This is a genomic window from Macrococcus animalis, from assembly GCF_047425875.1.
GTDB lineage: Bacteria > Bacillota > Bacilli > Staphylococcales > Staphylococcaceae > Macrococcoides > Macrococcoides animalis.
Window position 1 is genome coordinate 1,145,965 of sequence record NZ_CP179727.1, and the last position, 18,080, is coordinate 1,164,044.

Here is an 18,080-nt window from a genome sequence, read left to right on the forward strand (position 1 = left end):
GATTTTTTTTATCCTTTGTTATTATTAGGTTTTAATTTATAAATAACCGTTATAATATAATAGAATAAAATGTAAATTTATATGGAGGTACATGATGAATATTCTGATTACAGGTGGAACAGGTCTCGTTGGTACGGCACTCACAGACCGTATTACATTCATTTTTAATGATGCACACATCTATATTCCAACAAGAACAGATAAAAAAAATCACAACAATATTACTTATATCAATTGGTCTGAAAATCAGTGGTATACATCGCTACCTCGACTTGATTTGGTTATCAATTTAGCGGGTGCTTCACTCAATAGTCGTTGGACTTCTGAACATAAAGACGCCATCATTAAGAGTCGTGTGGAATGTACAGAAAAACTGATATCAATATTTGAATCTCAACAACATCAGCCTTTCTTTATTTCGGCGAGTGCTGTAGGCTATTATCCGCCTTCTAAATCTTTAATTTATGATGAACGCAATACCTTTGAGTCGTTTGATTTTTTATCAAAGACTGTTTACTTATGGGAGCAAGCTGCGCATCAGATTGAAGCGATGAATGTTCCTACTGCGATTTGTAGATTCGGTGTCGTTTTCTCTAACAAAGGTGGTGCTTTACCGCTGATGATGAAACCTTATCAATTGATGGTGGGTGGAAAAATCGGTGATGGTGACCAACCATATAGTTGGATACATATAGATGATTTAGTAGATAGTATGCTTTATATATATGAACAAAAAGCTACAGGTGTATTTAATTTAACAGCGCCAATTCCAGTCACACAAACACAGCTTGGGAAAGAAATCGCAAAGATTACCAAAAGACCTCATTGGACAATTGTTCCTAACAAAATGATGTCACTAATTCTTGGTGAACAATCGATTATGGTAACGAATGGACAGCATGTACTACCAAATCGACTATTAGAAATCAAATATGTCTTTCAATATCCTACGATAAAGTCTGCATTGAATGAATTGTATGGTAAATAAAGCTGGTAAAAAAGCCGTCGAATTGCTTTGGAGAAAAGAGAAATACAAAGTGATGTACTATAATCAAAACCAATACAATCAGATACGACAATTAATGCGAGATCAACTTGATGATGTTGCTGTCTTAAAACGCGTAATACGAGAGACTTACCAAATGAGTCCGACTATTGGCTCAAAAAAGAATAGTTACCAACATATGTGGGGTTATTTCAAAAGAGTCGCTACCTCTGAAGAAAAATCAGACTATCAAATATATATATCAGACTTTGAGCAACATGAAATGCAACTCAAAGAACTATTAATTAACTTGAGTAATAAATATAATGTTTCGTACTTAAAAAACAGCAGTATCTTATTTGAATAAGATACTGCTGTTTTACTTATAATCATTAATCAATATTATATTGTCGCTTTAAACACTCAACATCTTTCTTCCAAAAGAAACGCATATGATTCGCTTGATATGCTACGTGTATCAAGCCATTTGTCATCCATGATGACAATAATTCAAAGGGTACGCCCATCGCATGTATTTCTTCATCTGTAACAAAATCTTTTTTCATTATATCCTTCTTTCATACGTATAAATTAACCTTGAAATGTTATATCCTTTTAAAAATGAATATTAATCTCTTTTAAGGGTACATCAATAATATAATCTTAAGGAGGTTTTATCAATGACAAAACAAGCTTATGATGAATTATTTGAACTTATCGAAAAAAATGATATTGCAATGCTCACAACCATTCAAGGCGACAAACTTGTATCACGTCCAATGTCTTATCAAGAAGTAGATGATAATGGTGATATTTGGTTTATCACAACGAGAGATACAGAAAAAGCAGAAGAAATATTATCCGATGAACGTGTTAATGTTGCATTTGCTCAAAAAGGATTTGTTTCGATTTCAGGAAATGCTGAGCTAGTTAATGATGATTCAAAGAAAAAAGAATACTGGAACAAAGCAATTGAAATGTTCTTAAATACAGATTACGACGACCCCAACATTACATTAATTAAAGTCAATGCCGAATCTGCAGAGTACTGGGCTACAAATCAAAAGGGCAAGACAATTGTAGAAGGTATCAAATCACTATTAACTAATGATAATGGCAGTGATACTGCTATTAATAAATCAGTTGAACTATAATAAATCAAGAGCCACAAAATAAAATTACTATTTTGTGGCTCTTTTTTTATTTAACTGCACTATATCCACCCTTGATATTAATCAAGTTGTTATAACCTAATACTTTTAGTACACTCACAGCTATAGCACTTCTTACACCTGATTGACAATGAACATAAATCTCATCATCTTTATCAAAAGGAATTGATTCATTTTCTAATTTGCCAAAATGAACATGTTTAGCTGCATCAAAATGGGATTTATTCCATTCTTGATTATTTCTAACATCTAAAATGTTAATTGATGATAAGTCGATTGCTTTAAAGTCTTTAGGTTCAATTTGCTGTATAGATTGTCCTGAAATATCCTTTACATATCCTATTACGTTGTCAAATCCTATCAATTTTAAATCTAGCGCAGCTTTTTGTACATCATCAAATGAACCAATCAATTGAATTGGTGCCTCGTAATCTAAATACCAACCTACAAATCCTAAGAATTTTTTATTATATGGAACGTTAATTCCTTCACTTAAGTTTTCTAAAAACACCTCTTTCATTCTTATATCGATAACTCTGACACCATCGAATAAGTCATTTAAAGGTGGTACCAAAGTTTGTTCCACTAGTTCTACACCATCACGATTAATACGTTTCATCTCTTTAAAATAATATGGCGGTTCTGGCTGTTCACTTGTTAATGTCTTGATAAAAGTATCTTCATCTTTAATTTGGAATGCCCAACTATTAATTCGTTCATATCCTAGTGTAGTGACAGGAACAGCTCCTAGTGATTTTCCACACGCACTGCCTGCTCCATGACCTGGCCATATTTGAATATAATCTGGTAATAGATCCATTTTCTTAAGTGAAGCAAACATGGCTTTTGCACCAATCTCAGTCGTATCTTTCATTCCTGCTGCTTCTTCTAATAAATCAGGCCTCCCCACATCACCAACAAAGATAAAGTCCCCTGTGAATATACCCATTGGTACATCTTTTTGATTATCATATAAAATGAAACTAATACTTTCTGGAGTATGCCCCGGTGTATGCAATACTTTCAGTTTCACATTACCAACCTTGATAATGTCATCTTCTTTAAGTAGTTCATAATCACCATTGATGTTCTCATATTCCCACCCTTCACCACCTAAGCTAGATACATACGCTTTTGCATTTAAAGTTTCATTTGCTTCACGTAAACCTGAGGCGAAGTCGGCATGAATATGTGTCTCAGTAACTTTATTAATTGTTAACCCTTCTTGTTCAGCCGCTTCGATGTATGGTTTCAAATCTCTGAGTGGATCAATAATCATTGCTTCACCTGTCTTTTGACACCCAACTAAATACGACATTTGCGCTAATTGCTGATTAAAAAATGATTTAAAGTACATATTTCTCCTCCATTCATACTTAAATAAATAAGTTTAAGTTTGATTTTTCAGTATCTCCTAAGTAAGTTGCAACACCGCCATACTCAACACCCTCAATTAATTCTTCACGTGAAACAGACATAATGTCCATGCTCATGGTACAAGCCACCATTTTAATACCCATGCTTTGCGCTTTATCTATCATTACTTCTAATGAATCAACATTTTTCTTGTTCATTACATGCTTAATCATTCGAGAACCCATTCCACCCATGTTCATCTTAGAAATCGGTAATTTGCCTGCATGTTTTGGCATCATTTGACTAAACATTTTATCTAATCCTTGTTTTTCTATTTTTATACCAGGACGTTTAATTACATTTAACCCCCAGAATGTAAAGAACATTGTTACTTCTTTCCCCATCGAAGCGGCACCTGTAGCGATAATAAATGATGCAAGCGCTTTATCTAAGTCTCCACTAAATACAACCATTGTTGCACCATTTTTTGTTTCAACAAGTTGATGCCCTTCACTGTCATTCATTACTTTTACGGGTAACTGTTTACCTTTTTGAATAATTGCTACTACTTTATTATCAATTGTTTCATTCTTAAGTACCGTGTGTCCTGTTACTTTTGCCCATGATTCAATATCCTGACAAAAGCCGAAGTCTGTTACTTGGATCTCTAATTGTTCCCCGTCTTGCATGTCATCTAAGTTCTCTTTCACTTTAAGAATTGGACCTGGACATTGTAATCCACTCGCCTCTACAATTCTTCTATCATCACGTATTGCCACTTGTTTCACCTCTTGAGTTATTTCAATTTTTTTCTCTTCAATTTCATTTGTCTTATTATCTTTCGATGTTAGTGATAGTTTTGATGCATCTTGTGGTTGAGTTAAATAATTTTGTTTATATAACTTGAATCCTCCGTCTAAATTAATCACATCAAAACCTTCATTTTGTAAGATTCGTGCTGCATTATAGCCACGTTGACCAACTTGACAGTATATTACAACAGGTTCGTTTTTATTAATTTCAGATAAACGGTTTCTTAACTCGCCCAATGGAATATTTTTTGAGCCTTCAATGTGTCCCATTTCATGTTCTATTGGTTCTCTCACATCAATCACTTGATGTGATGTATCATCAATTTCATTAACTTGCATCATTTTCATTTCATCCTCAAGTACATTTTGAGCAATATATCCAGCCATATTTACTGGATCCTTTGCTGAAGAGAAAGGTGGTGCATATGCAATTTCAATACGCTGTAAATCTGTTACTTTTTGATTAAATGTGATGGCACTTGCAATTAAATCAATGCGCTTATCTACACCGTTACGACCCACTATCTGAGCCCCATAAATTTCACCTTCCAAAGAAAATATTACTTTAATCGTCATCGGTGTTGCACCAGGATAATAACTTGCATTCGATTGACCAGATACATGAATAACATGATATCTTTTGCCTAATGATTTTAAAGTCTTTTCATTTAATCCTGTACTCGCAACATTTAAATCAAATACTTTAGCAATCGCAGTACCGATTGGCTTAAATTTCTCTACTGACTTACCGTTTATATGGTCAGCTAGTAATCGACCTTGTCGATTTGCAATCCAAGCAAGTGGGATATGCACATCTTGTTCACTGATTGCATGCGTTACTTCGGCAACGTCACCAATTGCATAAATTGATGCGTCTGATGTTTGGAATACCTCATTTGTCTTAATCGCTTTTTTAACACCTAATTCTAATCCAGCAGCTTCTGCTAATGTCGATTCAGGTAATACACCGATTGCCATAATAACCATATCTGCATTAATAACATCTCCATTACTAGAGACTACCTTATCACGCTCAATCTTATCAATCGATTGCTTTAACCTTAAATCAATTCCTTTACTCACCATATGATGATGTAATTCCACTGCCATATCAATATCAATGCCAGGCATCACTTGATCACCTAACTCAAATAATGCAACTTCTAAATCTAATGCTTTTAAATTTTCAGCCATCTCCAAACCAATAAATCCACCGCCAACGACTGCCGTTGATTTAACATTATTTTCTTTTATAAAAGCGATAATCTTATCCATATCCGGAATGTTTCTTAAAGAAAAGACATGATTTTGTTCCGCACCCTCAATCGGTATATGTATTGGTTTGGCACCTGTTGAAAGCACTAAAATATCATAAGATAATGCACTAGTTTGTCCTTTCACTTCGACTTCTATTGTTTTATTGTCTCTATTAATCGCTACAACATTTGAGTCTGTCATTACATTAATATTCATTCGGCTTTCCATTAATTCAGGTGTCTGAATTAATAATTTACTTCTATCTTTAATTTCATCACCGATATGATAAGGTAATCCACAATTTGCAAATGATACATAACTACCTCTTTCAATTAATATGATTTCATCTTGTTCATTTAATCTTCTTAATCGAGCTGCTGTTGAAGCACCACCTGCTACTCCACCAACGATTACTATTCTTCTAGTCATTATTAATTTCCTCCTCTTTTCAAATACCTATAGGGGTATACTAACCTAACTATATCAATATGTCAAATACCCCATACCGTATTGAAATATTATTGACAAATATACCCCGTAAGGTATATAGTAGAACACATTACAAACAAGAAAGGTGAAGTACAATGGAATTTGATAAAAGTTCAATGAATAGATTAAAAAGAATACAAGGTCAACTTAATGGTGTGATAAAAATGATGGAAGAAGGAAAAGACTGTCGTGATGTTGTCATGCAACTTAGTGCCTCTCGTAGTGGCTTAGAAAGATTAATCGGCGTAATTGTTAGTGAGAACTTAACGCAATGTGTTAAAGAAAGCGTCAAAAATAATGAAGATACCGACGAACTTGTAAAACAAGCAGTGGATCTTCTAATAAAAAGTAGGTAATTAAAATGACAAATTATCAAACAATTAACGTAAATACACTAAAATCATTATTGAATGATGAAAGCATCAATCTCATTGATGTTAGGGAAGTCCATGAATATGAAGCAAGCCATATTGATGGATCAATCAATATACCCCTATCTGTATTGAGTGGGCAAACTAATCAATTCAAAAAAGATGAACATTACCATATTATTTGTAGATCAGGGAATCGCAGTGGACAAGCCTGCCAATATTTAAGTGGCTTAGGTATTGAAACAACAAATATTGATGGCGGCATGCTAGATTGGGAATCTTTATAATGTCATTTGTATTATTCGCAATCATTGGTGCACTTGGAGCTTTTTTATCTGGCTTAATAGGTATTGGTGGCGCAATTATCATGTATCCTATGTTGTTATTTATACCGCCCATTTTTAATATAGAAATGACCCCAACATTGGCAGCTGGACTAACTGCATCACAAGTTTTCTTTAGTACACTCAGCGGTAGCATCAGTCAAAGAAAAAATGAGTATATTAATACATCTATTATTATTCCAATGAGTATAGGGATTCTATTAGGCAGTATTAGTGGCGCTTATCTTGCATCTATATTTGATGAATCTATCATCAATATCGTGTATACCTTGCTTGCGATACTTGCAGTAATACTTATGTTTATTAAAGTAAAATCAAATGATACAAAGACTACTTATAATAAATTTGCATTATTCTTTGTAGCAGCCATGATAGGAATTCTTTCAGGCATTGTCGGTGCAGGTGGTGCGTTCTTAATCGTACCTATTTTACTAACTCTCTTTAAAGTACCCTTTAGAGTCGTAATTGCTAACAGCATCATCGTCGCTTTCGTATCATCCATCGGAACATTCTTTACAAAGTTCCTTACAGGCAGTGTGGAGTTAGAACATGCACTCCCACTAATTATCGCCAGTTTAATATTTGCACCACTCGGAACGAAGGTATCGAAGAGAACCAATCAAACAGTATTAAGGTATATTCTTACTGCGCTTATAATAATGGCTGCAGTAAAGATGATTATTGATATGATATAGAAAACGAGAGCCGAAATCGGCTCTCGTTTTTTTAGTCTGTTGAATTTTTTTTAAATAGAAATACTGTAATGACAAACAAAATAAGTGTCCAAATTCCAATAATAAGAATATGTTTTATTTCACCATTTTGAGCTAACAAGTCATATTGTGATGTAGGACTATAACTATTTAATTTCATAAAGAAATTATCTTTATTAAATCCCATATTAGAGAACGTTGGTGCCATTGCAAAAATAAATAATACTGGCAAATAATAAATGCTAGTTTCAGAAACATTTTTTACTGCTAACCCAATTGAAATACCCACAAATAAGAAAAATAAAAATAATAAAATAAATCCAATTATCATTTTGTTATTTATAAGTACACTAACATCAATAATCATTAAACTTATAAAAATCGTTACTATAGTAAAGAAACTCACAACTAAACTTTTACCGATTAGAATATCTAACATAGATGCTGGTGAATTTACCAATCCCCTTAAAGTATTCTTTTCTTTCTCTTCAGCTATCATAGTCATCAATGTTCCAGTTAAAACTGATCCTAAACAAATTGCAATCATTAATATAGCTAAAGTTTTACTTTCCCTTCCTTCTAAAGGTGTTTTACTGAATATTACAGCCATCACAATCGGTAATATCGGCATCGTAAGTAACATCATATTTCTCATAAATTCTTTGAAATCTTTCTCTGCTATTGCCATTACTCTATTCATCCTCATCCTTAAACAAGCTCCTTTCCAGTCACTTTAATAAATACTTCTCCGAGTGTCGGTTCATTTGTATAAATGCGTTTGACTTGCTTTGAATATAATAATTCAGTTATTTGCATTACATCTTCTTTTTTTACTCTTCTTAAAGATGAGTCATTCATTTCCAAGGTAATAGTTTGATCTGAATGCTGATATCTTAAGTTATCAGGTGTATCAAGTGCAATGAGCTTTCCGTTGTTGATTAGTGCAATACGGTCACATAAACTTTCTGCTTCATCCATATTATGAGTTGTTAAGAATATTGTCGCACCACTTTCTTTTAATTTTAATAAACCTTTATGGATATGTCTTGTCGTATTAGGATCTAATGCTGATGTTGGCTCATCTAAAAATAATAGTTTTGGTTGATGCAATAGTGCTTTCGCCAACAGAATTCTTTGACGCATCCCTTTCGATAATTTTTTTACGACTGTTTTCTTCTCACTGTCTAATTGTACGAATGATAGTACTTCATCAATTCTATTTATTGGCTGTTTGTACAACCCTGCAAACATCTTTAAATTATCAAATACTGTGAGTCTTTCATATAAAGCACTGTTATCAGATAGTATGCCAATTTGTTCTCTAAATTCAGCTGTTTGCAATGCTTTATCTTTATAATGAAATACTTGAATATTACCACTTGATGTCGATGTTTCACCTGTCAGCATTTTTATCGTTGTCGTCTTACCTGAGCCACTTGGTCCAAGCAATCCAAAAATTTCACCTTGCTTAATGTTTAATGATAAATGATCAACTGCTTTTTTACTGTCGTACATCTTCACTACATTATTCATTTGTATTAATGTCATAAAAAGAAGCCTCCAATCAATTTGTTATCCAAATTGTATTAGAGACTGGATGTCATCACTATAATATGCAGGTTAAATGTACCTAATTTTCCGTGAAATGTACCTCATGGTTGTTAAAATATCCTTGGATTTCTTTCACTTTATTACGTGATAAAGGTACGAATGTATTATCTAATCCATCTATTTTAATCGAATATGAATTCTTGGACCATGTAATCATTTCAGTCACTCTTTGAAGGTTTAAAATATATGAACGATGACATCTATAAAACCCATAAACTCTTAACTTTTCTTCTAATTCATTTAAAGTGTAATCCGCTTTAAATGATTCATTGTTTAAATAAATATTCACCTTACCTTCTGAACCTTCTATATAATCAATATTTTCAGGATTAATGAATATTGTTTTATCTTCTGATTTCACTGATATTCTAAATACATTACTTCTAGTAAGTTGTTGATTTATTTCTTGGGAAATATGTTCTGCCTTATTCTCTAAATATCCACTATTTTGTATTTTGTTATTTTGATTATGTTTCTCTTGTATTACTTTAGGTAATGATTCTTTCGTTTCGTATTCATCTGTATATATTTCTAATTGCTTAATTTGTTCTTTCTTTACTTGATACACTTCATTTGATAATAATATGGCATGATCAATATACGATAATATTTGCAACACTTTATGTTTTTCATAAAATAAAGGTATGATACTCAGTAAACAGTCGATTGTTTCAATCTTTATGTCATGTAATATATTTTTAAACAAAACAATTTCTTTATCTTGTAAAAATGCTAGTGCTACTTTTAACAAAACATATTCATCATAGTCTAACTTTTTCACTTTTATATTTTGAAACTCAAACAATTCAAATTGCTTTAATACAAAATCAATATTATCTTTGCTATTAAACCACTTCATATAAAATTTCAATTGTTCTCTTACAGTCAAACGTTCATGAAATGGTACAGTAAAATCTTCTATCCAAGCATCTCTTTTTTCGAAAAATGATATAATTTCTTGCTGTTGATTCGTATTTGAGACAATACAAATATGTTCTGATACTTTTAATTCACTTAAATAATCTAATAAATTTGCCATATTTGCCTCCTACGCTTTAAATATATGAATAATTTTATCATAGCATATTACAGATGTAGTTTATTGACAGAAAAAGCCTGTGACAATTCACAGACTTTTTTGATATTTCTATTTACTTTATTGTATACGTTATATATAATAGGTTAACTCTAAAGAAAGGCAGTGGTCAATATGAAATACTATTTAATTCATACTGTTTGTGCAATACTTGCATTTGTCATCGTAACATTCGTCGACATGACAATGCTCGAAAAAGGTTCCACTGCCGATTTAGCTGCCAAATCTCTCTTAATTGCGTTAATAATATTTATCACATATTATTATATTCAACTTAATCGTCATACAAAATATCACGATTAAGCATTAACAGTTGGACGTGGTCCGAAGATACGTTCTTTCATTTCTTGACCGGCTGGTGTTCCTGCAAGTCCGCCTAAGCCTGTCTCACGAAGTTCGCTCGGAAGTCCACGTCCTACTTTATCCATTGCTTCAATGACTTGGTCTGCAGGGATTTTACATTCAATACCTGCTAAAGCTAAGTCTGCTGCAATTAAAGCATTCCCTGCTCCAATCGTATTTCTCATTACACACGGTATTTCTACTAGCCCTGCTACTGGATCACATACTAATCCTAGAAGGTTACCCAACGCATGTGCAATCGCATGAGATGATTGTTCAGCTGTTCCACCTTTAACTGCAACTGCCGCTGCTGCCGCTATTGCTGATGCACTACCCACTTCTGCTTGACATCCTCCGACCGCACCAGCTACTGAAGCATTATTTGCAATTACAACCCCTAATAAAGCTGTTGTAAATAAGAATTCAATTTCTTGTTCTTCAGTCAAGTTTAATTTTTCTTCTACTGAGAAAAGTACACCTGGAATTGTACCCGATGAACCAGCAGTAGGTGTAGCACAAATTAGTCCCATTGCTGCATTCACTTCATTTGTTGCAATCGCAAATTGCAATGCTTTTGCTACATCAGTTCCTGATAATGGATCGTTTTGTAGACGATAGTTTCTCATTTTGATAGCATCTTGTCCTGTTAAACCAGTTACAGACTTCACACCTTCGCCACTGGACCCACGAAGTACAGCAGCTTTCATAACTTCTAGATTTTTACGCATTTTTTCAATAACTTCTTCACGTGTCATGTCTGAAGATTCCATTTCCATTTCAATCATTAATTCTGCTATTGATTTACCTGTTTTATTTACTGCTTCTACTACTTCTTGTATAGAGTTATACATTATCCTTCCTCCTTGTTAAATGATATTTGAGAATTCTATTGATTTAAATTTTGATTTGATTGATTCTAATAATTCAACTTTAATAGGCTTGTGTAAATGTAGTGCTACGATTGTTTTACCGTCTTTTTGAGATTTAATTTCTTCGTTAATATTTAACCCTGATTCAGCTAAAGTGTTTATACATCGATTAAATTCACCCAGTGGTTCTTCTCCATAAAGTACCAATAGTGGTAATGTGTGATTCATCAAAGCACATGCACCATTTACATGAATACTTCGAACTTTAATTGTACCGCCACCAATTGAATTCGCACATACTTCAATGTGTTTATCTCCTTTATCTAAACGTACTAATGCTGAGTTAGGATGCTCTCCAACATTTGTGCCTGTTTCTTCAATAAATTCAATATTGATACCTTTTGATTTCGCAATTTCAATTGATGTTTTTACGCGCGGATCTTCTGTTGGAAAGTCTAATACACCTGCAATAATAGCTAAGTCTGTACCATGTCCTGCATGCGTTTCGGCAAATGATTCAAAGTAAGAAATAGAAATATTCTCTGGTTCATCACCTAAAACCTTTCTTGCTGCTGACCCCATTCTTACTGCTCCAGCTGTATGTGAGCTTGATGGTCCAATCATAATTGGCCCAATCACATCAAATGCACTCTTATAGTCTGCCGTTCTCGCCATTTTCAATTCCTCCAATTTTCATTTATCATTTCGTTTATTTCTTCATTTCTATCCTATTGATATTATTTTATTAAGCCTGCTGTTTTTTAGCTTTTCCGAAGTGTGGAATTTTCACTGATACTGAGATGTCATGTTTTTTGAAGAATGTTGCAAACAGCCATGCCATAACAATACTTGTAATAGCAACTGCTACACCACAAAGTAATACTGGGACTGTATCATTGAAACCGAATGCTACAATATATCCTGCAATTGGCGTAGCCATTCCAGTAATATTGATTACTAAACCGAATGCTGTGATAATACATGCATTCACCATTCCAATGATTGCATTCGATCCATAGAGCTGTAATGGTTTTTCTGCGATAATATCAATTTGTGTTAATGGTTCAATTGCGACAGCGAATGGTGTGGCTTTTGTACCATAGCCTAATTTTTTAAATAATACGAAATTGGCAAATGAGTTACCCGTACAGCATAGTGCTCCGATTGCCATAGGTGTACCTACTAGTCCAAGTAAACTTGTTAACACCATTGAGCTTAATGGAGTCATACCTACTACTGGAATAATTGCACCTAATACGATGGCTAATACATAAGGATTAGCATCTCCTACTGCTGTGATTGCCGATCCGATTTGAGTCAATACAGCGATAACTGATGGTTGAATAGCCATTGCTACTAGAGTTGCTAATGCTGGTGCTATAAGAATCACCACGATTAAGTCTAAACCTTCAGGTACACGTTTTTCGATTTGTTTAATTAAGAAACTTATTAGATAAGCTGCGATAAATGCTGGTAATAATTTAACTTTTAATAGTGATAAGCCTACGATTAATGCGTAAACTGGCGTAACTCCCAATTTAATACATGTTAATATCCCTACTGCTAATCCACCGAGTCCACCTAATGTATCCCCAACTTGTACGAAGAACGGAATATCAAACACCCCTCCAATTGCGTAACTCAAGAATGCTTGTGGTAAAAATGTTGAGCACGCGGCTCCGGAGAGAGCTTGAAGACCTTGTTTCCCGTATGGTGCAAAGTTTAAAAATAATGACATACAAATTAATACGACTAATAATGTGCCTACCCCAATAATGATATCCATATTATTTCTCCTTTTATTAATAATTTATTTTCTAAAAGTGGCCACTTTTATAAACGCTTGTTATTACTATAGATTAAACCTATCGTAATATATTGAAACTTTACTTCTAAAAAACTTTGTTAACCTTTTCACAACCCCATCATAATGGTTTATGAAATCGTATACAATGTACAAAATATGAACAAATTTAGTGTATTTTTGCCCATTTTAAACTATATTTCTTAATATAGTTTTCTAATTATTCATTCATTATTCTTATAAACCTTATTTTATCAATGCTTAAATTTTTAGAATTCCATTTATCTATTCTAAAATAATTATTATATTATGTGATAAATATCACTTAAATCGATTATAGGTCTATAGATAGCTATTAAAATTGAAAAAATCTTTTCCCGACTATATGATTTAATCATAATATAGTATTCAAATATAATTATACATGATTTTATTCAATAACATTTTAATATATAAAGATATTAATTATATTAAAATGTTTACAATTTTAAACCACTTGTATTCCTGATTAAAACAATTTGAATGTTTTATACTGCTTTTGATGATTATTTAAATATATTTGTATTTATAGAGAAGACACGTGTCTGTTTGATTTTTCAGACAAAAAAAGAGTTGAATATAACTCAACTGTCTGTGAGAGATATATTCAACTCTAAATATTTTATGAAATTTTATTTTGATACATAAATATACATAAATTTAATTTATACTTCACTAAATTACTTAACTGGTCATTTAACAGTATGACTTGTTATTTCTGATCTAACTTATGAAATCCTCTTACAAAATACATCATTGCCATAAAACTCAAGAATACAATACCAATAATAACTGATACACGTGTTTCTCCATTGATTAACATTCCAACTAACACCATAACTAAAAAGCCAATTGTAATATAGTTGGTGAATGGCGCAAACGGCATTTTAAATGGATGATTCTTTACTAAGTCTGGACGCTTTTTTCTAAATTGTAAATGAGAGAACAAAATCATAAACCATGGAATCATACCTGGTAATATCGATGCACTATATACATATACAAAGATATTTTCTGATCCATCTATAAACATTGGTAATACTACATTTAAAATAACACCGATAAAGATACCGATAGAAATCATTAATACTGCAAATACTGGCACACCGTTCTTCATAACTTTCGCAAATGTGCGAGGCATCTTGCCTTCATTGGCTAACGTATAAATCATACGACTTGAACTGAAGATTCCAGAGTTACAACCAGACATGGCTGCAGTAATTACTACAAAGTTAATAATAGCAGCTGCTGCAGTAATACCAACTTTTGCGAATGTTGCAACGAACGGACTTCCAACACCATCTAATTCATCCCATGGATATACAGTAACAATAACAAAGATTGCTCCAATATAGAAAATTAAAATACGCCAAATGATACCGTTAACTGCTTTCACAACGTTCTTTTGAGGGTCTTTCGTTTCACCCGCTGTAATCCCTATTAACTCAACACCTTGATAAGAACCTACTACCATTGATAACGCAAAGAAGAAGCCAATTATACCTTTCGGGAAAAATCCACCGTGCTCCGTTAAATTACCAATACCAATTGGATTCCCTCCATTACCAAATCCAAATAAAATAATACCTAATCCAGCAATAATCATTAATACAATTGTTACAATCTTAATCATTGCAAACCAAAACTCAAATTCTCCAAATGCTTTTACTGAAGCCATATTAGCGGCTGCTAAAGTAATAATAACTATGATACCTGGTATCCAAGTTGGTAAATCAGGCCACCAATACTGCATATACTGACCCACTGCAATAACTTCACTCATTCCTACAACAACCCACTGGAAAATATTCGCCCAGGCCGTAACGTAACCAAATACCGGATGTAAATAAGTTGAAGCATATTCTGCAAACGATCCTGTTGTTGGGAATAAATAAACCAATTCCCCCATCGCACGCATAACTAAAAATAAAAACAACCCAGCAACTAAGTATGCTAATATTGCTGACGGTCCAGTCCATTTAATTGTACTTGATGCACCCATGAAGAGCCCTACCCCAATGGTTCCTCCTAATGCAATCATCTGTACTTGCCTAGAACTTAAACCTCTCTTTAAATGATTTTCTTCCATGTATTCAATCCCCTTTTATATTTAAACTTTCTTACATTATTACTATTCTGAAATTATACTATAATTTCAGAAAATTTAAAGTATTAATTAAAAAATTTAGGGAACATAAAAAGAGCGCAAGGGAAAACCCTTACACTCACACACTTTAACGCTTTAAATTTTTTAATGAAAAGTATTCTAATAGAATACTTTTCTCTTATTTCTTATAATCGTAAGCAACTTCGCCTAAGTTCTCATCATACTCAATATATAAATCATGCTCTTTAAAGAACCATTCATCCATTTCATTAACGTAGAAGATAATACCATCCGCTTCAACTTTTGCAATAGCTTTTTCATGATCTGGATCAACACTAAATGCTAGAGAATGACTTTCTTGAATCTTACTTGACCCATAAATCTTAGCGTAAAACTTAACAGCTTGACCTGCTTCTAAATGCACTTCGTCTTTAAACCATTGTAAAGCTTTATCTGAAATATAAATATTCATGTTTATCTCCTTATTATTTAGTATAGTCTGTCATACAACAGATTATATCATTTGAAGATAAATTTTGTCATGAATGAAGTATTCCGTTAGAAGAATATTATATTTATTAGCCACTCTTCTTTGTTATAATACAGTTTTCATTATTATTTATTTGTTTTAATACAATAAATTGTACATGATTATGAATAGTTTCTTGCTTCTTCTTCACCTTTAATTACGCGCATTACACCTTCATATAGCGCGAGTAATTCTTCTTCTCCTGGCATCACTTTCACTTCACTAATCCATTCTACATGAGATTTAATATAATTCACGACGTACTCTGAGTGACTCACTCCGCCAGTTAATATAATATAATCCACTTTACCTTTCAGTACCGCTGCCATTTCAGCAATCCCTTTTGAGATTTGATAACACATCCCATCAAAGTAATTTTTATATTCTATTTCCCCTGCTAATGCTTTCTGTTCAATCGTCTTAATATCAATCTCACCTAAATATGACTTCATACCACCTTCTCCAGCAAGTATTGATTTTACTTGAGGGATGTCTAAGTTCTCATTAATAATCTTTTTAGCAAAGTCGATTAATGGCAAACCACCAGTTCTTTCAGGAGAAAATGGTCCTTCTCCATCAAAAGCATTTACGCAATCAATCACGCGACCTGACTTGTGTGCTCCAATTGAAATACCACCACCTATATGTGTCACGATTACATTAGATGCAAAATAATCTTTCTTTTCTTCTTTCAACACTTTACGTGCGACAGCTTTTTGGTTTAATGCATGAAATACACTGCGTCGTTCAATACCTTTATAACCACTAATACGTGCAATATCTTCAAATTCGTCAACGACAACTGGATCAACGGTATATGCTTTCACACCATATTTTATTGCAATATCATTGGCAATAATGGCACCAAGGTTCGACGCATGCATGCCATATTTCCCTGAACGCAAGTCACTTACCATATCATCACTGACTAAATACGTTCCTCCAATAATTGATTTCATTAAACCACCACGTGCAACAACAGCAGCCAAATCACCTGGATATATTTTATTTGTTTCCAAGAAAGTTCTTAAACGTTCTTCTCTGAAAGGTACTTGATCCATAATCGTGTCATACTTACCAATCTCTTCTACCGTGTATCTAAAGATACTTTCATCCACACATTTATTACTGCAATATAAAGCAACCTTACTAGAGGTTGAACCTGGATTAATAACTAATATATATTTGTCGTCCATCATTAATCCCTCACCTGTTGTACAGCAAAGTCTAGCGCATACAACTTACTTTCTGTAGAATCACTGCGAGAAGTTAATACAATAGGAATCTTAGCACCAACAATCGTACCACCGATTACTGCATTTCCGATTACTGCAAATGCTTTATATAATACGTTACCAACATCAATCGTTGGCACAACTAATACATCTGCATCACCAGCAATCGAACCCTTATATCCTTTATGTTCAACTGCATCTTTTGAAATAGCTAAATCTAACGATATCGGACCAGATACCATTGCATCTTTGCTACCTTTGAACAACTCCGTAACATCATGTGCTAATACTGAAGAAGGCATTTTAGGGTTATATGTTTCAGCTGAACTAATCATGGCCACTTTAGGACAATAAATTCCGATACGATGACAAACATCAATAACATTATCCGTGATTTGTTTTAATTGCTCAGTTGTTGGTGAAATATTCATTGCAGCATCAGTTAACAGAATTGGTTTATCATTTCCCGGTAAATTAATCATTGCTACATGCGATAATACAGATTGCCCACGTAAATGATGTTCTTTTTTTAAGACTTCTTTCAATACAGTACTAGTTTGAACCATACCCTTCATCAATACTTGGGCATCTCCTGCAGCTGCCATTTCAACCGAACGCTTTACACTCTCTTCCTCACTCTCACATTGCTCATATGTCCATACATTGTCTGTATCAATATTATCTTCAGTATCAAAGACGAAGAACGATACGACATCTTTATATAATTGTTTCGCTTTAGTTACTACATCTAAAATTTCTGCTCTAGATCCACCTGGAATCGCTACTTTAATCATGTACTATCCTTCTTTCATTTTTATAACCTAGTACTAAGACTAGATGATATTTTATATCGATAGTATTTTCTCACATTCCAAATTATATGTAAAGGAAAGGGAATGGAGATATATGAACAAAATTAAATCGTAGTCCATTCAGTTTTAGTGACTAA

20 protein-coding genes are annotated in these 18,080 nt (G+C 33.2%); 7 read left to right on the plus strand and 13 right to left on the minus strand.

The features are described from left to right. The first annotated feature begins 94 nt into the window (after positions 1–94). Both ACMGE9_RS06005 and ACMGE9_RS06010 read left to right on the plus strand, forming a co-directional pair. Positions 95–988, plus strand: coding sequence for a TIGR01777 family oxidoreductase (locus tag ACMGE9_RS06005; protein WP_414044331.1), 894 nt, complete (start codon positions 95–97; stop codon positions 986–988). Then, complete coding sequence (locus tag ACMGE9_RS06010) at positions 978–1,352, plus strand: DUF1722 domain-containing protein (protein WP_414044332.1); 375 nt, start codon at positions 978–980, stop codon at positions 1,350–1,352. The genes ACMGE9_RS06005 and ACMGE9_RS06010 overlap by 11 nt, the downstream gene beginning before the upstream one ends. Before the next feature lie 25 nt (positions 1,353–1,377). Here ACMGE9_RS06010 and ACMGE9_RS06015 read toward each other — a convergent pair whose 3' ends face one another. Next, entirely contained in the window at positions 1,378–1,551 is a 174-nt protein-coding gene (locus ACMGE9_RS06015; protein ID WP_414044333.1) for a hypothetical protein, read from the minus strand. A 114-nt stretch (positions 1,552–1,665) separates the two neighbouring features. Here ACMGE9_RS06015 and ACMGE9_RS06020 point away from each other — a divergent pair, with 114 nt between their 5' ends. Continuing rightward, the gene (locus ACMGE9_RS06020; RefSeq protein ID WP_414044334.1) at positions 1,666–2,139 is read left to right on the plus strand and encodes a pyridoxamine 5'-phosphate oxidase family protein; all 474 of its coding nucleotides are present in this window, start codon (positions 1,666–1,668) and stop codon (positions 2,137–2,139) included. A 46-nt stretch (positions 2,140–2,185) separates the two neighbouring features. Here ACMGE9_RS06020 and ACMGE9_RS06025 read toward each other — a convergent pair whose 3' ends face one another. Further along, entirely contained in the window at positions 2,186–3,514 is a 1,329-nt protein-coding gene (locus ACMGE9_RS06025) for an MBL fold metallo-hydrolase (RefSeq protein ID WP_414044335.1), read from the minus strand. A gap of 19 nt (positions 3,515–3,533) precedes the next feature. Then, positions 3,534–6,011 (minus strand): FAD-dependent oxidoreductase, encoded by a 2,478-nt coding sequence (locus tag ACMGE9_RS06030; RefSeq protein ID WP_414044336.1) that lies wholly within the window; start codon positions 6,009–6,011, stop codon positions 3,534–3,536. A 155-nt stretch (positions 6,012–6,166) separates the two neighbouring features. Between ACMGE9_RS06030 and ACMGE9_RS06035 the strand changes: the two genes are divergently transcribed. Genes ACMGE9_RS06035 through ACMGE9_RS06045 form a run of 3 tightly spaced genes read left to right on the plus strand, consistent with a single transcriptional unit; the run spans position 6,167 to position 7,481 of the window. Next, positions 6,167–6,427: a metal-sensitive transcriptional regulator gene (locus ACMGE9_RS06035; RefSeq protein WP_414044337.1), complete on the plus strand. Its 261-nt coding sequence runs from the start codon at positions 6,167–6,169 to the stop codon at positions 6,425–6,427. Between the two features lie 5 nt (positions 6,428–6,432). Next, positions 6,433–6,729, plus strand: coding sequence for a rhodanese-like domain-containing protein (locus ACMGE9_RS06040; protein ID WP_414044338.1), 297 nt, complete (start codon positions 6,433–6,435; stop codon positions 6,727–6,729). Then, positions 6,729–7,481 carry a sulfite exporter TauE/SafE family protein gene (locus ACMGE9_RS06045; RefSeq protein WP_414044339.1) on the plus strand — a complete coding sequence of 251 codons (753 nt, stop codon included), beginning with the start codon at positions 6,729–6,731 and terminating at the stop codon, positions 7,479–7,481. Before ACMGE9_RS06040 ends, ACMGE9_RS06045 begins: the two co-directional genes overlap by 1 nt. 31 nt (positions 7,482–7,512) lie before the next feature. Here ACMGE9_RS06045 and ACMGE9_RS06050 read toward each other — a convergent pair whose 3' ends face one another. The 3 genes from ACMGE9_RS06050 to ACMGE9_RS06060 form a co-directional block, all read right to left on the minus strand. Continuing rightward, a complete protein-coding gene (locus ACMGE9_RS06050) occupies positions 7,513–8,187 on the minus strand; it encodes an ABC transporter permease subunit (protein WP_414044340.1) in 675 nt (224 codons plus the stop codon). A 20-nt stretch (positions 8,188–8,207) separates the two neighbouring features. Beyond that, positions 8,208–9,047, minus strand: a complete 840-nt coding sequence (locus ACMGE9_RS06055; protein ID WP_414044341.1) for an ABC transporter ATP-binding protein — start codon at positions 9,045–9,047, stop codon at positions 8,208–8,210. A gap of 82 nt (positions 9,048–9,129) precedes the next feature. After that, a complete protein-coding gene (locus ACMGE9_RS06060; RefSeq protein WP_414044342.1) occupies positions 9,130–10,149 on the minus strand; it encodes a LytTR family DNA-binding domain-containing protein in 1,020 nt (339 codons plus the stop codon). 171 nt (positions 10,150–10,320) lie between these two features. Between ACMGE9_RS06060 and ACMGE9_RS06065 the strand changes: the two genes are divergently transcribed. Beyond that, complete coding sequence (locus ACMGE9_RS06065) at positions 10,321–10,509, plus strand: hypothetical protein (protein WP_414044343.1); 189 nt, start codon at positions 10,321–10,323, stop codon at positions 10,507–10,509. On the opposite strand, the gene sdaAA is transcribed toward ACMGE9_RS06065, so the two are convergent. From sdaAA to ACMGE9_RS06100, 7 genes are all read right to left on the minus strand, one after another. Further along, positions 10,506–11,399: an L-serine ammonia-lyase, iron-sulfur-dependent, subunit alpha gene (gene sdaAA, locus ACMGE9_RS06070; protein WP_414044344.1), complete on the minus strand. Its 894-nt coding sequence runs from the start codon at positions 11,397–11,399 to the stop codon at positions 10,506–10,508. The genes ACMGE9_RS06065 and sdaAA overlap by 4 nt on opposite strands. A gap of 15 nt (positions 11,400–11,414) precedes the next feature. Continuing rightward, a complete protein-coding gene (sdaAB, locus tag ACMGE9_RS06075; protein ID WP_414044345.1) occupies positions 11,415–12,092 on the minus strand; it encodes an L-serine ammonia-lyase, iron-sulfur-dependent subunit beta in 678 nt (225 codons plus the stop codon). 70 nt (positions 12,093–12,162) lie between these two features. Further along, positions 12,163–13,203, minus strand: coding sequence for a PTS sugar transporter subunit IIC (locus ACMGE9_RS06080; protein WP_414044346.1), 1,041 nt, complete (start codon positions 13,201–13,203; stop codon positions 12,163–12,165). 769 nt (positions 13,204–13,972) lie between these two features. After that, a complete protein-coding gene (locus tag ACMGE9_RS06085) occupies positions 13,973–15,349 on the minus strand; it encodes an amino acid permease (RefSeq protein WP_414044347.1) in 1,377 nt (458 codons plus the stop codon). A gap of 196 nt (positions 15,350–15,545) precedes the next feature. Continuing rightward, on the minus strand, positions 15,546–15,839 hold the full coding sequence (locus ACMGE9_RS06090) for a HesB/YadR/YfhF family protein (protein WP_414044348.1): 294 nt from the start codon (positions 15,837–15,839) through the stop codon (positions 15,546–15,548). Positions 15,840–16,018: 179 nt separating this feature from the next. Then, the gene (gene buk, locus ACMGE9_RS06095) at positions 16,019–17,095 is read right to left on the minus strand and encodes a butyrate kinase (RefSeq protein ID WP_414044349.1); all 1,077 of its coding nucleotides are present in this window, start codon (positions 17,093–17,095) and stop codon (positions 16,019–16,021) included. Further along, positions 17,095–17,925: a phosphate acyltransferase gene (locus tag ACMGE9_RS06100; RefSeq protein WP_414044350.1), complete on the minus strand. Its 831-nt coding sequence runs from the start codon at positions 17,923–17,925 to the stop codon at positions 17,095–17,097. Before ACMGE9_RS06100 ends, buk begins: the two co-directional genes overlap by 1 nt. Between the last annotated feature and the right edge of the window lie 155 nt (positions 17,926–18,080).

Excerpts from the sequence above, each read along its gene's own strand:
- ACMGE9_RS06005 (WP_414044331.1), top strand. The coding sequence starts at position 95 with ATGAATATTCTGATTACAGGTGGAACAGGTCTCGTTGGTACGGCACTC.
- ACMGE9_RS06010 (WP_414044332.1), top strand. The coding sequence starts at position 978 with ATGGTAAATAAAGCTGGTAAAAAAGCCGTCGAATTGCTTTGGAGAAAA.
- ACMGE9_RS06015 (WP_414044333.1), bottom strand. The coding sequence starts at position 1,551 with ATGAAAAAAGATTTTGTTACAGATGAAGAAATACATGCGATGGGCGTA.
- ACMGE9_RS06020 (WP_414044334.1), top strand. The coding sequence starts at position 1,666 with ATGACAAAACAAGCTTATGATGAATTATTTGAACTTATCGAAAAAAAT.
- ACMGE9_RS06025 (WP_414044335.1), bottom strand. The coding sequence starts at position 3,514 with ATGTACTTTAAATCATTTTTTAATCAGCAATTAGCGCAAATGTCGTAT.
- ACMGE9_RS06030 (WP_414044336.1), bottom strand. The coding sequence starts at position 6,011 with ATGACTAGAAGAATAGTAATCGTTGGTGGAGTAGCAGGTGGTGCTTCA.
- ACMGE9_RS06035 (WP_414044337.1), top strand. The coding sequence starts at position 6,167 with ATGGAATTTGATAAAAGTTCAATGAATAGATTAAAAAGAATACAAGGT.
- ACMGE9_RS06040 (WP_414044338.1), top strand. The coding sequence starts at position 6,433 with ATGACAAATTATCAAACAATTAACGTAAATACACTAAAATCATTATTG.
- ACMGE9_RS06045 (WP_414044339.1), top strand. The coding sequence starts at position 6,729 with ATGTCATTTGTATTATTCGCAATCATTGGTGCACTTGGAGCTTTTTTA.
- ACMGE9_RS06050 (WP_414044340.1), bottom strand. The coding sequence starts at position 8,187 with ATGGCAATAGCAGAGAAAGATTTCAAAGAATTTATGAGAAATATGATG.
- ACMGE9_RS06055 (WP_414044341.1), bottom strand. The coding sequence starts at position 9,047 with ATGACATTAATACAAATGAATAATGTAGTGAAGATGTACGACAGTAAA.
- ACMGE9_RS06060 (WP_414044342.1), bottom strand. The coding sequence starts at position 10,149 with ATGGCAAATTTATTAGATTATTTAAGTGAATTAAAAGTATCAGAACAT.
- ACMGE9_RS06065 (WP_414044343.1), top strand. The coding sequence starts at position 10,321 with ATGAAATACTATTTAATTCATACTGTTTGTGCAATACTTGCATTTGTC.
- sdaAA (WP_414044344.1), bottom strand. The coding sequence starts at position 11,399 with ATGTATAACTCTATACAAGAAGTAGTAGAAGCAGTAAATAAAACAGGT.
- sdaAB (WP_414044345.1), bottom strand. The coding sequence starts at position 12,092 with ATGGCGAGAACGGCAGACTATAAGAGTGCATTTGATGTGATTGGGCCA.
- ACMGE9_RS06080 (WP_414044346.1), bottom strand. The coding sequence starts at position 13,203 with ATGGATATCATTATTGGGGTAGGCACATTATTAGTCGTATTAATTTGT.
- ACMGE9_RS06085 (WP_414044347.1), bottom strand. The coding sequence starts at position 15,349 with ATGGAAGAAAATCATTTAAAGAGAGGTTTAAGTTCTAGGCAAGTACAG.
- ACMGE9_RS06090 (WP_414044348.1), bottom strand. The coding sequence starts at position 15,839 with ATGAATATTTATATTTCAGATAAAGCTTTACAATGGTTTAAAGACGAA.
- buk (WP_414044349.1), bottom strand. The coding sequence starts at position 17,095 with ATGATGGACGACAAATATATATTAGTTATTAATCCAGGTTCAACCTCT.
- ACMGE9_RS06100 (WP_414044350.1), bottom strand. The coding sequence starts at position 17,925 with ATGATTAAAGTAGCGATTCCAGGTGGATCTAGAGCAGAAATTTTAGAT.